This is a genomic window from Streptomyces sp. NPDC007095, assembly GCF_040634475.1.
Lineage (GTDB): Bacteria > Actinomycetota > Actinomycetes > Streptomycetales > Streptomycetaceae > Streptomyces.
The window spans coordinates 1-14,131 of the sequence record NZ_JBEYFS010000278.1 but is presented as its reverse complement, the minus strand read 5'-3'; the positions used below and the strand labels follow the sequence as shown (position 1 = coordinate 14,131).

11 protein-coding genes are annotated in these 14,131 nt (G+C 67.1%); 9 read left to right on the top strand and 2 right to left on the bottom strand.

The features are described 5' to 3' along the window. Positions 1-240 precede the first annotated feature (240 nt). Positions 241-447, bottom strand: a complete 207-nt coding sequence (locus tag ABZ656_RS50725; RefSeq protein WP_129592263.1) for a hypothetical protein — start codon at positions 445-447, stop codon at positions 241-243. 114 nt (positions 448-561) lie between these two features. Here ABZ656_RS50725 and ABZ656_RS50720 point away from each other — a divergent pair, with 114 nt between their 5' ends. From ABZ656_RS50720 to ABZ656_RS50705, 4 genes are all read left to right on the top strand, one after another. Continuing rightward, positions 562-1,590 carry a helix-turn-helix transcriptional regulator gene (locus tag ABZ656_RS50720; RefSeq protein WP_101404470.1) on the top strand — a complete coding sequence of 343 codons (1,029 nt, stop codon included), beginning with the start codon at positions 562-564 and terminating at the stop codon, positions 1,588-1,590. 2 nt (positions 1,591-1,592) lie between these two features. Next, positions 1,593-2,867, top strand: a complete 1,275-nt coding sequence (locus tag ABZ656_RS50715) for a PIG-L deacetylase family protein (protein ID WP_360278495.1) — start codon at positions 1,593-1,595, stop codon at positions 2,865-2,867. Between the two features lie 7 nt (positions 2,868-2,874). Continuing rightward, positions 2,875-3,798, top strand: coding sequence for a formyltransferase family protein (locus tag ABZ656_RS50710; protein ID WP_360278492.1), 924 nt, complete (start codon positions 2,875-2,877; stop codon positions 3,796-3,798). Positions 3,799-3,886: 88 nt separating this feature from the next. Further along, positions 3,887-4,570, top strand: coding sequence for a YdcF family protein (locus tag ABZ656_RS50705; protein ID WP_101404473.1), 684 nt, complete (start codon positions 3,887-3,889; stop codon positions 4,568-4,570). Positions 4,571-5,295: 725 nt separating this feature from the next. Here ABZ656_RS50705 and ABZ656_RS50700 read toward each other — a convergent pair. Then, positions 5,296-6,843, bottom strand: a complete 1,548-nt coding sequence (locus ABZ656_RS50700; protein ID WP_360278489.1) for a CehA/McbA family metallohydrolase — start codon at positions 6,841-6,843, stop codon at positions 5,296-5,298. Positions 6,844-7,084: 241 nt separating this feature from the next. Between ABZ656_RS50700 and ABZ656_RS50695 the strand changes: the two genes are divergently transcribed. The 5 genes from ABZ656_RS50695 to ABZ656_RS50675 form a co-directional block, all read left to right on the top strand. Next, on the top strand, positions 7,085-9,670 hold the full coding sequence (locus ABZ656_RS50695; RefSeq protein WP_101404475.1) for a bifunctional FO biosynthesis protein CofGH: 2,586 nt from the start codon (positions 7,085-7,087) through the stop codon (positions 9,668-9,670). A 99-nt stretch (positions 9,671-9,769) separates the two neighbouring features. Further along, a complete protein-coding gene (locus ABZ656_RS50690) occupies positions 9,770-10,345 on the top strand; it encodes a hypothetical protein (RefSeq protein ID WP_101408024.1) in 576 nt (191 codons plus the stop codon). A gap of 169 nt (positions 10,346-10,514) precedes the next feature. Continuing rightward, positions 10,515-12,818, top strand: a complete 2,304-nt coding sequence (locus ABZ656_RS50685; protein WP_360278485.1) for a tetratricopeptide repeat protein — start codon at positions 10,515-10,517, stop codon at positions 12,816-12,818. 189 nt (positions 12,819-13,007) lie between these two features. Continuing rightward, complete coding sequence (locus ABZ656_RS50680) at positions 13,008-13,490, top strand: hypothetical protein (protein ID WP_360278482.1); 483 nt, start codon at positions 13,008-13,010, stop codon at positions 13,488-13,490. A 257-nt stretch (positions 13,491-13,747) separates the two neighbouring features. Further along, positions 13,748-14,131: ADP-ribosylglycohydrolase family protein (locus ABZ656_RS50675; RefSeq protein WP_360278479.1), on the top strand; the 384-nt coding region annotated here is incomplete at its 3' end.

The following is a 14,131-nucleotide window of genomic DNA, read 5'->3' as shown; positions in this document are numbered from 1 at the left end:
CAGGCACAGACCCAAGTACGTCCAGTACGAGGGCCTGTGCCCGGCACGCCGAGAGCACGCACCTGACGCCGCAGGGCCCGCCCTCCGGGCGGACGCCGGGAATTTGACGACAGGACCTAGCGGCTTTTGGGGGGCGTGGGACCGGTGATGAACATGAGGCGAACGCCGCTCATGATGCGTTCTACTTGTCGAGTCGACCACGGAATGGACACCCTGCCGCCGCAGGCTGCTCTGTATCCTTCACCTTCGCTTCCGCTTGATCTTGGGCGACTTCCGATCCCGCTCGGCCGCACTGTCGTGGAGTGAGCTGAGGAGGGTCAGAATCTCTACCGCTATTTCCTTATTCTGCGTGCCGGCGCTCCGATCCGATCCCCAGGACGCCGTCCGGCTGGTGATCATGATGACAAGTCGCGCGCCGATGTAGATGCCGAGCAGGAGGGAAGACATGACGATCAACGTGCTCGAAGATGGCATGATCCTTCTGGCCCTTCCGTTGCGTGGGTTCCTTGTGCCATCAGCTTCGACCCACAAGTCGGCCGACTCAAATGCCTGGCGGGCATAATGGCAGAAGACGTAGCACTCCATTCGAGCATCGGCAAAGTGTTGCGGGATCACCAAAAGCGAATGAACTTAACGCAGGTAGAGATGGCGGCGCAACTGGGAATAAGTCAGCCGTATCTGTCGCGAATCCTCCAGGGAAAAAGGTCAGCGGTTTCGCTGAAACTCTGGAACAAGATTCTTGAAATCGTTCCACGCCCGGAGCTGCTGGTAGCGGACAGCGCTATGAGCAGCGTGTCCGACGCGTACGACCGCGCACTCATAGCTCTCGGTCGCGGAAATCATTCCACAGCTGAAATTCTTCTCGGTCAGATACTTGTTCGCGGGGACGCCAGTTCTGCAGCAGCCATGGATCTGACTGCCAAGGCGAAGTTCCACTTGGCAGGAATTCTGAGGGACCGCAACCGGCTCGGTGGGAGTGACGGAGCTGTGACGCTGTACACCTCTGCACTGGCTTATTACCGGAGGATGGAGGTGCGGTACAGGACCGAAGAGGTCACTTTCATGCTGGGTGCCTGCAAGGAGATGTCCGGCGCCTCCAAAACGGCCCTTGGCACGTATCGGGGGCTGCTCAAAAACGCGGATCCAAAAAACCGCGTACTTGTCGTACGAGCAAACGGAAGGATCGGGGCTTTGGCCACCAAGTTGGGAGAGCTGCAAGAGGCCGATGTGCATTTAAGGATTGCAACCGAGGGGTCCGTCCACCTGGACGACAGCTACCCTTACTCCTACTATCACGAGAAATTAGCCATCTTGAGAACTCGGCAAGGGCGGCTCGAGGAGGCCAATGCTTCCTTGCGTTCAGCTCGGGACGAAATAGAAAAAGGAGACCGTCTCCGCGAGGTTCAATCGCTGTGCGTCGAGGCAAACATGTACGCGGCTTCGGGTGATGCCCTATCCGCATCCGATCTCCTTCGGAAGGCGTTGGTGACAGCTCGGACGTACGATTACGCGCATCAAGCGTCGTATATCAATCGTCTACTGGCATCGCTTGCTGAAGATCCGAAACCCGTTTCGGGCGAAAAATCCTGAGTATGTTGGCGTTGGCCGTCGGGGCTCATCCGGACGATGTCGAGATCGGCGCCGCGGGTCTCATAGCGAAGCTCACGGACGAGGGTCACGATGTCTACATACTGATCCTCACGGATGAGGAAGCGGACGGTACCCGGCGACGTGAGGAGGCGCAGAGATCCGCGAAGGAGCTAGGGATACCGGATGATCGACTACTGTTCGCGGCTTTCAGGGACGGTTATCTGAGGGCTGACAGAGATTCAGTGACCCGTATCAGACGGATTACTGTTGCCGCTGGGATCAATCCAGATCTGGTTATCGTGCACTCACGTTCAGATAGTCACAATGACCACGTCGAGGCGAACACCTTGGCCAGATCGTCATTCCGGGGTTGCGTGTTCCTTTATTACTCGATTTATTTGTCGAGCGAGGACACGTCCTTCAGGCCGCATGTGTTCATTGACATATCGGGAGACAGGGCTGCTCTAAAGGAAAGAGCGCTGGCCGCCCATCGGAGCCAGGCCGCACGGCTGTCACAGTACGACTTGGTCGATCATGAGAGGAGATGGGGCGCTCGGATCGGCCTGGATCGTGTTGAAGCTCTGGAAATTATGAAACAAAACAATAGTGGCTCGGTGTTCCGGCAAATCCTCGATCTGAGTGACTCGCCGTTTCATCGGTTCTGGTCTCCTATTGTTGGTGGCTCGAAAATCTCGCTGCTTTACGCCGTACCGCCCTCGTCGGGGACGCTCATCGACTGGCCGACATCGGATGAATCCGCAGGCCGTGATGAGCTGCGTCGTTCTTTTGCAGCTTCCTGGCATCCCGCATCACCGTTGGTGGAGTATGCGTCCAACCATCCTCAGGCTCGGGACGTCATTGCGCAAGGTCATACACTGCTAGTCGGAAGTGGTACGGGTACTGGTGCGCTCTTTGACTACCAAAACAGACTCCTGAGCGGGTGGGCTGTAGATTTCGATATTCCTCGAACGCGGCATGCCTATCTTGTCGATCGCAGGACTGGTAAGCGTTTGTATCCCACGCTGGGGTCCGCGGGAGAAGTGAAGTCGGATTTTGGGATTCTGGCGAATTATGCCAATTCCTTCTCCAGTCGATTCAGGGTCTTGTGGGCCGTCGGCGCCACCGGGATTGCTGCACGTGCCGCCTTGTCTTTCTTGGCAAACCCTGGTGGTCACCCCACTTTCCAGCGGATCCTGAGTACGGAGGGCAACGTGTGCGTTGTCTTCCAAGTGTTCACGTCGGATTTCCGCATTCGAATCATAGCGGTGGAGGATTGACGTGCCGATGAGCAAGAAACTTGTGTTTGTCACGGGGCATGAGTTTGGAGTTCGAGCACTTGAGGGGATCCTGGCTTCGCCCCCCTATCTAAGGGGTGAACTGGAAGTTCCGCTCACCGTAGGCCTCGACGAAAAATTTTCCAAGCGCACGGTAGGGTATCGAAGCCCGCGGGAAGTGGCGGCGGATAACGAAATACTTCACGTCGACACTGTCGACGGCACATTGTGTTCTTCGATTGAAATAATCGAATCGGTCGCGCCGGATTTTCTCGCCGTAATAGGGTGGTCGCGGCTGGTGGATCCGTCGGTGCTCAAGATACCCTCTGGTGTCGCCGACCGGAGTGTCGGCCGGCTGCGTGGGTCGTTCAGTGGCATCGGTATGCATCCGACCTGTCTGCCGATTGGGCGTGGGCAGGCCCCTATACCGTGGACCATCATCAAGGATCTTAAAAGGACAGCGCTTACCGTATTCTTTCTCGCGCCTACTGCAGATTCGGGTCCGATTATCGCGCAGTACCCTTTGGAGATTCGCCAGGGTGAGACATCGGGTTCCCTGTTCTACCGATTCGCGCACCTTCATTTTCGAGCGGGAATGGAATTAGCTCATCAATTGACCGCGCCGACAGTAGTGTCTCACCCCCAGGACGATTCCCTTGCTACCGTCTGGCCCAAGCGGTGCCCCGTAGACGGGTTGCTGCGTCATGATATGACCAGAGCGGAGTTGGCCCGGACAGTACGTGCTCTTCTAGGGCCTTATCCGAGATCGTATGTAGAGCTGGACGGGGAAATGGTACCGGTTAAACGCAGCTTTCTTCCCGGGAGCGAGCGAAATCAGCCCGTTTATCCTCGTTCCCGCGTACTCTCCTTTGAATGCGCTGACGGCACGATTCTGCTTGATCTCCAAGGTGATCATGATTCGGTGGGTCCCTAGGATTGTCACTATTGGAGATGTGCCGAGTGTTCGATTCTGCTACCAGCAGGCTTGCCTGCCCCGTTGATCGCACCGTACGCTACGGTTCGTGAATCATGACTCCTCAGAGCATCCCGTGATCGACGCGGCCGTACGATCTCTCGCCAAGATTCTGTGGTCCTACCATAACCTTGAGCAGGAAATCCCGGACTCTGTCGATCTAATCCTGGTGGCAGGATCTCACGACGATCGAGTAGCGGAATACGGGGCCCAATTGGCGTTGAAGGTGTCCTCTCGGTTCGTTGTCACAAGCGGCGGATACGGGAAGATCACCGCCGAGGTCGGCGGAGAGCCTGAAGCCGTCCGTTTTCGGCGCATCATGGAATCTCGTGGTGTCCCCGCAGGCCGGGTCCTGTGCGAAGACCGGTCCTCCAACATGGGTGAGAACATCCAGTTCACTCACCGACTGATTGATGAGCAGCAGCCTACGACTCCAGTGGCCCACGCGGTTGTCGTCACCAAGCCTTATATGAAGAGGCGAGCTCTCGCCACTGCCCTCAAGCAATGGCCCGGAGTCGAATGGGTGTCAACTGCTCCCGATCTGAGCTTCGAGGAGTACGCGAGTACCGAGGTGCCGGAGCGGCGCATGATCGAACTCATGGTTGGTGACACCCAGCGTATCGAGACCTATGCGGCCAAGGGGTTTCAAGTTCCGCAGGAGATTCCGAGCGCGGTGACTGAAGCATTCGAGCGGCTCGTGGAGCTCGGCTTCACCCGCTTTGTGGAGCGCTGAGCGGGATCCGCCCAGCGCGCCGGCCGTCCTACGGGTGAGCCGGCCGGCGGGTAGCCGCATGCCTCTGGCCGTACTGCTCGGTGAGTCTGCGCGGGTCGCCCCACGGGTTGCCATGCATGCTGCGGGAGAGATGGCCTACGACTACTGCGCCGAGTGGGAAGCAGACGGCGCCCCATGCAGCGGGTCCGTGATCTGTTACGGCACAAGACTCGCCGGACCCACGGCCGCGGCACGGAGCCGACCGCGGCCGTGGTGGACGCGCAGAGCGTGCAGGCCCGTTGGCCGGCTGCTTTCGCCACGGCGACAAATCCGCGGTATCGCCTGATCCGGACCGCGCTCGGGGACCGTCTCCACGAGCCGCATGCCGGAGGGCCCGGGATACCATCCGTGGCCACCACCCTCAACACGGAGTCGGGTGGATCGGCTCGTTTCTTCACCTGAGTTCCCGTATCCCTGCGGTGACGCCTGCCCAGGCGTGAAAATGGGGCGGGTCCGTCCGCTCGACGCCGGTCACTTCTTGGACACAGAGCCCGTACCTGAGTCTGGCGTTGGGAGCCGTTCCGAGGGCTACGCACTGTCGCCTTGAGCACGCCGTTCAGACTCTCACCTGTCCCTCAGCTCCTCGGGCGGCCCTTCCTGTCGCCCGTGGCTGGGATTTTCCGTTCAGAAGTGCTCCCTTCTTCACAGGCAAGAGGACGGGGGTTGCTGTTCTTTCGACCGCAGGCTCAAGCCCCCAGGAAAATCGGGTTCGTGAACGCCGCCAACGCCCCCGGCACCGGCCCCGCCGCCGTCTCGTGGCGCAACTCCGCCCGTACGTAGGCCGCGTACTGCGCCGTCGTGTTCCACTCCACCGTCCCGGAACCCGAGACGGGCAAGGGGGCGCTCGTGAAAAGAACACCCTGATCGGTGACGAAGCGGACCGTGCAGCGGGGGGCGCCGGTGGCCTCCAGGCGGACGGTGACCGGGGTGTCGGGGGCGACCCGCAGGCGTTCGCCGATGCCCGCGTGCTCGCCCTTCGCGCCGGCCGCCGAAAACGTCAGGGACACCGACTTCGACTCCGTCACGTAGGAGCGGCCCGCGCGCAGGCCCTCCTGGATGGCCTCGCGGGTCAGGTCGTCGGCGAGGACGACCGTCTGCGGGCTGCCGACCGGATCGGGGTCGCGGTGGGCGTCGCTGTTGCCCATCGCCGGGAGCCAGGAGCGGTCGGGGGTGCCCGAACGTACGGCCGCCACCAGCGTGTTGTCCCAGTCCGCGAGGGTCACCTCGTCGTCGGGGGTGTACGGGCCGTTCCACACCTCCACCGCGTCCGCCTCCCCGAAGCCGAACTTCCAGCCGCAGCCGACACAGGTGGCGTGCGGGTGGGCGGGGACGACGAGGCCGCCCGCGCGACGGATCTGACGGGCGAAACGGCCGAAACGGTTGTCGCGGGCCCGGTAGCGCCAGTCGACGAACGTGCCGGGGTCCGTGCCGAGGGCCACCACGTGACCGTTGCGGGTCGTGATCTCCTCGCCCAGCAGGATCAGCAGTTCGCCGTCGGGATGGGGGCCCGCCTGGTCCGCCCAGTGGGAGTGCGAGGAGTGCGTGTTGTGGTCCGAGGTGTTGATGAAGTCGAGGCCCGCGGCGCGCGCCAGCGCGGCGATCTCCGCGGGGGTGCGGCGGCCGTCCGAGTACCAGGAGTGGAGGTGGCAGTCACCCCGGTACCAGGCGCGGCCCCTGCCCTTCGCACGGGACGGCGGGTACGCCGGGACCGGGGTGGCGTCCTGCTCCCCGTACGTCAGCGTGATCGTGACCTCGTACGGCAGACCCTGCGGAGCCACCGTGTAGGGGCCCAGCGCGATGTGCCAGGTGCCGGGGCGGATCCGGCCGGGGATGTAGCCCGGCGTCGCGTCGTCCGCGCGGACGAAGAACTCGGTGCGCGCGCCGCCCGACCAGCCGCGGAAGCCCTCGCCGCCCAGTGCCGTGCCGCGCTCGTCGAAGAGGCCGATGTCGAGCGCGTTGCCCGCGGTGCCGGCCGGGACGGACGGCTTCTCGTAGGTGTACGCGACGTGGATCTCGCGCACCCCGCGCGGGATCTCCACGGGGAGGTACACGAAGTCCGGTGAACCGGTGGGCAGGGTGCCGGACACCGTACGGGTCTCGGTACGGTCGGTCGCCTCGGAGCCGCTCGCGAAGGTCACGCTTCCCAACGTAAGGGCGGCTGCCGCCCCCGTCACGAACAGCGCGCGTCTGCCGATTCCGTCGAAGCTCTCGATGCCGTGGTCGTCCTCGCACATGCTGCTGCTCCCAGGGTGTCGTGAGAGTGACATGGGTGGTGCACGTGGGCACGTACAACCCTGGTAGTCGGCTGTGAACTGCGGGGCAAGGGAAGGAAATCGACATCTTTCGGGAAGGCGGCGCGCCTGCCGGGGCCCGGCCCCGCGCGGGGTGCCAGTGGCAGCCTGTAACGATCTGCCGTCCCGGAGGAATACGGCCACGCCCTGTAATGCCTGATCACCGCGATCGTATGCTCGAAGGATGACGACCTCCGCGACCTCCGGAACCGGCCCGACCGAGAACTCCATGCGTCGCGCCCTCAAACGCGCCCGTGACGGCGTCGCCCTCGACGTGACCGAGGCCGCGGTGCTGCTCCAGGCACGCGGCGAGGCCCTGGACGACCTCGCCTCGTCCGCGGCGCGGGTGCGCGACGCGGGGCTGGAGGCGGCCGGCCGCCCCGGCGTGATCACGTACTCCAAGAGCGTCTTCATCCCCCTCACCCGTCTCTGCCGCGACAAGTGCCACTACTGCACCTTCGTCACCGTGCCGGGCAAGCTGCGCCGCGCCGGGCACGGGATGTTCATGTCGCCGGACGAGGTCCTCGACGTCGCCCGGCGCGGCGCGGAACTCGGTTGCAAGGAAGCCCTCATCACGCTCGGCGACAAGCCCGAGGACCGCTGGCCCGAGGCCCGGGAATGGCTGGACGCGCACGGGTACGACGACACGATCGCGTACGTCCGTGCCATCTCCATCCGGATCCTGGAGGAGACGGGGCTGCTGCCTCACCTCAACCCGGGGGTGATGTCCTGGACCGACTTCCAGCGGCTCAAGCCCGTCGCGCCGAGCATGGGCATGATGCTGGAGACGACGGCGACGCGGCTCTGGAGCGAGCCCGGCGGTCCGCACCACGGGTCTCCGGACAAGGAGCCCGCCGTACGGCTGCGGGTCCTGGAGGACGCGGGGCGGTCGTCCGTTCCCTTCACCAGCGGGCTGCTGATCGGGATCGGGGAGACGTACGAGGAGCGCGCCGAGTCGCTGTTCGCGCTGCGCCGCGTGTCCCGGTCCTACCACGGCATCCAGGAACTGATCATCCAGAACTTCCGCGCCAAGCCGGACACGGCGATGCGCGGGATGCCGGACGCCGAACTGGACGAGCTGGTCGCCACGGTGGCCGTCGCCCGGCACATCATGGGACCGGCCGCCTGCCTCCAGGCCCCGCCGAACCTCGTCGACTCCGAGTACGGGCGGCTGATCGGCGCGGGGATCGACGACTGGGGCGGGGTCTCGCCGCTCACCATCGACCACGTCAACCCCGAGCGGCCCTGGCCGCAGATCGAGCAGCTGGCCGAGCAGTCGCGTGCCGTCGGCTTCGAACTGCGCGAGCGGCTGTGTGTGTACCCCGAGTTCGTGCAGCGCGGGGAGCCCTGGCTCGACCCGCGACTGCTGCCGCACGTACGGGCGCTCGCGGACCCGGAGACGGGGCTCGCCCGCGAGGACGCCGTCGTCGAGGGACACCCCTGGCAGGAGCCGGAGGAGGCCTTCACGGCGTCGGGGCGCACCGATCTGCACCACACCATCGACACCGAGGGGCGCACCGGCGACCGCCGGGAGGACTTCGACCTCGTGTACGGCGACTGGGAGGCGCTGCGGGAGGCTGCGGCGCCCGGGATGGTGCCCTCCCGTATCGACACCGACGTACGGGCGGCCCTCGCGACCGCGGCCGACGACCCGACGAAGCTCACCGACGACGAGGCGCTCGCCCTGCTGCACGCGGACGGTCCGGCGCTCGACGCCCTCTGCCGGATCGCGGACGACGTGCGCAAGTCCGCCGTCGGCGACGACGTCACGTACATCGTCACCCGGAACATCAACTTCACCAACGTCTGCTACACCGGCTGCCGTTTCTGCGCCTTCGCCCAGCGCCGCACGGACGCCGACGCGTACACGCTGTCGCTGGACCAGGTGGCCGACCGCGCCGAGCAGGCCTGGGACCTGGGGGCCGTGGAAGTCTGCATGCAGGGCGGTATCCACCCGGACCTGCCGGGTACGGCGTACTTCGACATCGCGAAGGCGGTGAAGGAGCGCGTCCCCGGCATGCATGTGCACGCCTTCTCCCCGATGGAGGTCGTCAACGGCGCGACGCGTACGGGGATGTCCATCCGTGAGTGGCTGACCGCCGCGAAGGAGGCGGGCCTCGACACCATTCCCGGCACGGCGGCGGAGATCCTCGACGACGAGGTCCGCTGGGTCCTGACGAAGGGCAAGCTGCCCACGGCGACCTGGATCGAGGTCGTCACGACCGCGCACGAGCTCGGCATCCGCTCCTCGTCCACGATGATGTACGGACATGTGGACCAGCCCCGCCACTGGCTCGGCCACTTCCGCACGCTCTCTCGTATCCAGCAGCAGACCGGCGGCTTCACCGAGTTCGTGACGCTCCCGTTCATCCACACCAACGCGCCGGTGTACCTGGCGGGCATCTCCCGCCCCGGCCCGACCACCCGCGACAATCGCGCGGTGGTGGCCATGGCCCGCCTGCTGCTCCACCCGCACATCCCGAACATCCAGACCAGCTGGGTGAAGCTGGGCGCCGAGGGCGCGGCGGAGATGCTCCGCTCCGGCGCCAACGATCTCGGCGGCACGCTGATGGAGGAGACCATCTCCCGGATGGCGGGCTCCTCGTACGGCTCGTACAAGTCCGTCAAGGACCTCATCGCCGTCGCGGAGGCGGCCGGGCGTCCGGCGAAGCCGCGGACGACCCTGTACGGGGAGGTCTCCGAGGAGCGGCAGCGAGCGGCGGAGGTGTCCGACGGGCACCTGCCGGAGCTGCTGCCGGTCCTGGAGTGACGGCCGAAGCGTGCGGTGGCCCCGGGCGCGTCGGAGTACGATGATCCGACCCTCGGTGGAGGGCCCAGAAGCCCGGTGAATCCGAGGAGTTGCGTGTCCGTGCCTGCCCGACGGCTTCCCTCCTGGATCTGGGTCACCGGTCTGACCGCCGCGGCGATCGTGGGCGTCACCGCCCTCGCCGCTCAGGCCGACCAAGGAGCGCACCCGACAGCCGCCCACGCCGCCGGGGCGAAGCCGTCCGCGTCGGCGAGCCCGCGGCCAGCCGCCTCGCCCAAGAAGGCCGAGCCGGCCGCCGTGCCCGACGGCTCGGGCACCGGCCGGCGGATCGTCTACTCGCTCGCCCAGCGGCGGGTGTGGCTGGTCGACACCGGCGAGGCCGTCCGACGCACCTTCGCGGTGTGGCCGGGCACGGTGAGCCCCGACTCCGGCACTTACGTGATCTCCCACACCCTGGCGGCGACCACCGGATCCGACGGCGTGCAGATCGAGCACATCGTCTATTTCGCCAACAAGTCGGGCCTGTCGGTCGCCTTCTCCAACGCGGTCGACGGCTCCTCGCCGCCCCCCGCGGCGGCCGGCAAGCAGACCAGCGGCATCCGCATGCACAAGGCGGACGGCGCGGTGCTGTGGACCTTCGCCACGCAGCCGAACACCAGGGTCGCGGTCGTCGAGTAGGCTTCCCGCCCGGCCCTGGCCGCCCCCTCCCGTCGGCCTTGAGCCAGAATGGCGAGGCGGGTTTCCGGGGGAGGGCGGACGCATGGCGCAGGCGCGACGACCGTCGATGCAGGAGTTGATCGCTCGGCGCAGACGGGCGGGATTCGTGGGGCGAGGCCACGAACGAGACGTGTTCCGGCGGAACCTGGAGCTGCGGCCCGAGGACGAACGCCACCGCTTCCTCTTCCATGTGCACGGCAACGCGGGGGTCGGAAAGACCTTCCTGGTGAGGGAGTTCGAGCAGATCGCCCGGGATCGCGGGGCCTTGACGGCGTACGTCGACGAGAGCGTCGACAGCGTGCCCGAGGCCATGGGCACGATCAGTCGCCAACTCGGCCTGCAGAGCCGGAGGTTCAAGGAACTGGACCGGCTGCTCGCCGTTCACCGGGAGCGGCGGCACGAGGCCGAGACGGTCGCCTTGGTCGACGCCGAACCCGGTGAGCCCTCGGCGGCCGGTCTGGTGGTGGCACGCGCCGGACTGGTCGGACTTGGCATGGTGCCGGGCGTGGGCGCCTTCGCGGGCGCCCTGGACGCGGGCCAACTGGTCCAGGGCACCGACAGGTTGCGGGCGAGCCTCAGTGCCCGCTTCCGCAGCCAGGAGGACGTGCAGCTGGTCCTGACACCCGAACGGGTGCTGACGCCGGTGCTGCTGGGCGAGTTGTCCGAGGCGGCGTCGACGGCGCCCTGGATCGTCCTGTTCTTCGACACCTACGAACGCACCGGGCCGTTCCTCGACGGCTGGCTGCACGAGGTGATCACCACCGACCGTCACGGCACTCTGTCTGCCGACGTAGTCATCGTCACCTCCGGCCAACGGCCCTTCGACACCGCCCGCTGGGGCGGCTTCGCGGACTTCATGACGGACGTGCCGCTCGGGCCGTTCACGGAGGCGGAGGCACGGGGGCTGCTCGCCGGCAAGGGGGTGGTGGCCGAGCCGGTTGTCGACGAGGTGCTGCGGCTCACGGGCGGGCTGCCGGTGCTGGTGTCGACCCTCGCGGAGACCCGGCCGGCCGATCCGGACGACGTGGGAGACCCGAGCACGACGGCGGTGGAGCGGTTCCTGAAGTGGGAGCCGGACCCGGTGCGGCGCGCGGTCGCTCTGGCGTGTGCGCTGCCGCGGCGCCTGGACGCGGACGTGTTCCGGGCGGTGGTGGACGGTACGGACACCGAACTCGACTCCCTTTACGGCTGGTTGCGGGAACGACCGTTCGTCGACGAACGCGGCGACCGGATGCAGTACCACGACGTCGTACGGGCCCCGATGCTGCGCCTCCAGCGCAAGGGCTCGCCCAGGTGGTGGGCCGAGCGGCACGAGCGGCTCGCGGCGGCCTTCGCCGGGTGGCGGGAGGAGACCGAGGCCAGGGTGGAGGACGGCCACGAGTGGGCCGACGAGGACTGGCGGGAGCTGCGGCTCGCGGAGTCGTACCACCTGCTGTGCGCCGCACCCCGCTCCGCGCTTCCCGCCGTCCTCGCCGACGTCGTGGCTGCCTGTGGTCAGGCGGACGACCTGGTGAGACGCTGGACGCGGCTGCTGGCCGACGCGGGGCAGGACGCGGACGCCCAGGCCGTGCGGGCCTGCGGAAGCGACCTGACGCGGGCCCTCGACGAGGGAGGCAAGCCCGAGGTGCTCCGGTTCCTGCTGGGGCGGGCACGGGGCGACGAGCCCTGGCGGGCGCGGGCGCGGGCGGAGCTGGCCGACTTTCTCGCGCGGGACGGTGCCTACGAGCGTGCCCTGGAGGAGTACGGCCGCGCCCTCGCCCTGGACCCGTACCTGGTGCGGGCCCACCGAGGGCGGGCCTTGACCCGCGGCGGCCTGGGCGACCACGAGGGCGCACTCGCCGACGTCGAGCGCGTGGTGGAGCTGGAGCCGGACAACCCCGACAACATCGTCCTGCGCGGTGAGCACCACCGCCTCCTGCGCCATGACGACGAGGCGGTCCGGGACCTGAGCGAAGGCATTCGACGCGACCCGGCCAACGCCTTCGCCTGGGCCTCCCGAGGTGCCACCCACGAGCGCGCCGGAGATCCCGATGCGGCCCTCGCCGACTTCGGCCGCGCGCTCGACCTCAAGCCGGACTACGCCTGGGCACTGGGCCGCCGGGCCCGGGTCTGGCGCCAACTGGCCGAACACGACCGCCAGTTGGCCGACCTCGACCGGGCCCTTACCCTCTGGCCCGACTGGGGCTGGGGCCACTGCGAACGTGGTGACGCCCTCCGAGTGGCCGGCCGCCACGAGGAGGCCCTCGCCGACTACGACGCGGCGCTCACCATCGATCCCGAGTACGCCTCGGCCCACGCCAGCCGGGGCGCGGCGCTGGCCGACCTGGGCCGCCGTGAGGAGGCACTCGCCGCCCTGGACCGTGCGCTGGAGCTCCGCCCTTCCTACGAGTGGGCCGGCGCCCTGCGCGCCCGCCTCAGCGGCGGACCGAACTGACGAACTCCGTCGCTGACGGCGATCGGCCTCGCGACCCACATCCAGTCGCTGCCCGCCGGGACCTCCATCGGGATCAAGGCGCTGGCGGCCAAGTTCCCCGAGGGTGAGATCAGGATCGCCGCTGCCCTGCGGGAGCTGGAGGAACACGGTTACCTCACGCGTGCCAGGGAGCGTCTTCAATCGGGCCGAGTGACGACCCGGACGATCTCGTACAACAAGCCGCGGCGGGCGGCCGTCGCGGCCGCCACGGCCCCCGAACCCCACCGCCCGGCCCCGCAGGCCTCCGCTCCCACGACCGTCGCGCCCCCGCACCACACAGCCGCCGACCTGCTCTCCGGCCTGCGGGTCCAGGACTCCCGTCTGCTGCTCACCGAACGAGATGTGAACCGCCTGGCGCCCTCCGTCGACGCCTGGCTGGAGCGAGGCGTGCCGCTCGCCGCCGTACGGCGGACGCTGACGAACGGTCTGCCCGAGGACCCGATCAAGCACCCGGCGGCCTTCCTCGCCAACCGCCTCACCACGCTCCTGCCTCCGCCCCTCCCCGCCGCTCCGACACCACTGAGCCCCCACCGCCCGGCCCCTCTCCAGACCTGCGACGGCTGCGACCGGGCCTTCCGGGCGCCCCAACCCGGCCGGTGCCGTGACTGCCGCACATCGGCCAGTGCGGCGTAACGGGCCTGTCCGTACCTCGCCATGAGTGTGTCTACGTCTGCAATGTGACCTGGTACGGCTGACCATCGGCCGGACCGGGGGACCGAGTGGATCCAGGCCCTCACCAAGGCCACATCGCCGAGGGAGCCGTCGCAACCTGACCGGGCGGTTTCACTCGATGCACACTCCGTATACCGATCGTGCCCCTGAACGGACCGTTCCCGGTCGATTACAGTGCTGAGCTGTCGGACGTACGGACTGTGCCTGGGGAGGTCTCGGTGGGTGCGACAGCCGGTGCCGTCTGGGGCCGTGCGGAGCAGCAGGACTTCCGTAGCCGGGTACGCGGGACCCTGCTGGGTGCGGCCGTCGGGGACGCCCTCGGGGCGCCGGTCGACGGGCTCACCCTGGAAGGGATCCGGGAGGCCCATGGTGCGGAGGGGCTGGTGGACCTCGCCTTCGGGCACGGCCGGCGCGGCGCCGTCACCCACCTGACCCAGCTGACCCTCTTCACCCTGGACGGTCTGATACGCGCCCAGGTGCGCCGTGACACCGGCGCCTGGCATCCGCCACCGAGCAGTGCATCGCGGGCGTGGATGTGGCCAAGCTCCTCGCCGCGTTCCGGCGGCGTCATCCCGATGTCGAGATCCGGCTGCGGCAGGCGG

What these genes read in the sequence shown, in the direction of transcription:
- ABZ656_RS50725 (WP_129592263.1), bottom strand. Translation starts at nt 447, where the DNA reads ATGTCTTCCCTCCTGCTCGGCATCTACATCGGCGCGCGACTTGTCATC.
- ABZ656_RS50720 (WP_101404470.1), top strand. Translation starts at nt 562, where the DNA reads ATGGCAGAAGACGTAGCACTCCATTCGAGCATCGGCAAAGTGTTGCGG.
- ABZ656_RS50715 (WP_360278495.1), top strand. Translation starts at nt 1,593, where the DNA reads ATGTTGGCGTTGGCCGTCGGGGCTCATCCGGACGATGTCGAGATCGGC.
- ABZ656_RS50710 (WP_360278492.1), top strand. Translation starts at nt 2,875, where the DNA reads ATGAGCAAGAAACTTGTGTTTGTCACGGGGCATGAGTTTGGAGTTCGA.
- ABZ656_RS50700 (WP_360278489.1), bottom strand. Translation starts at nt 6,843, where the DNA reads ATGTGCGAGGACGACCACGGCATCGAGAGCTTCGACGGAATCGGCAGA.
- ABZ656_RS50695 (WP_101404475.1), top strand. Translation starts at nt 7,085, where the DNA reads ATGACGACCTCCGCGACCTCCGGAACCGGCCCGACCGAGAACTCCATG.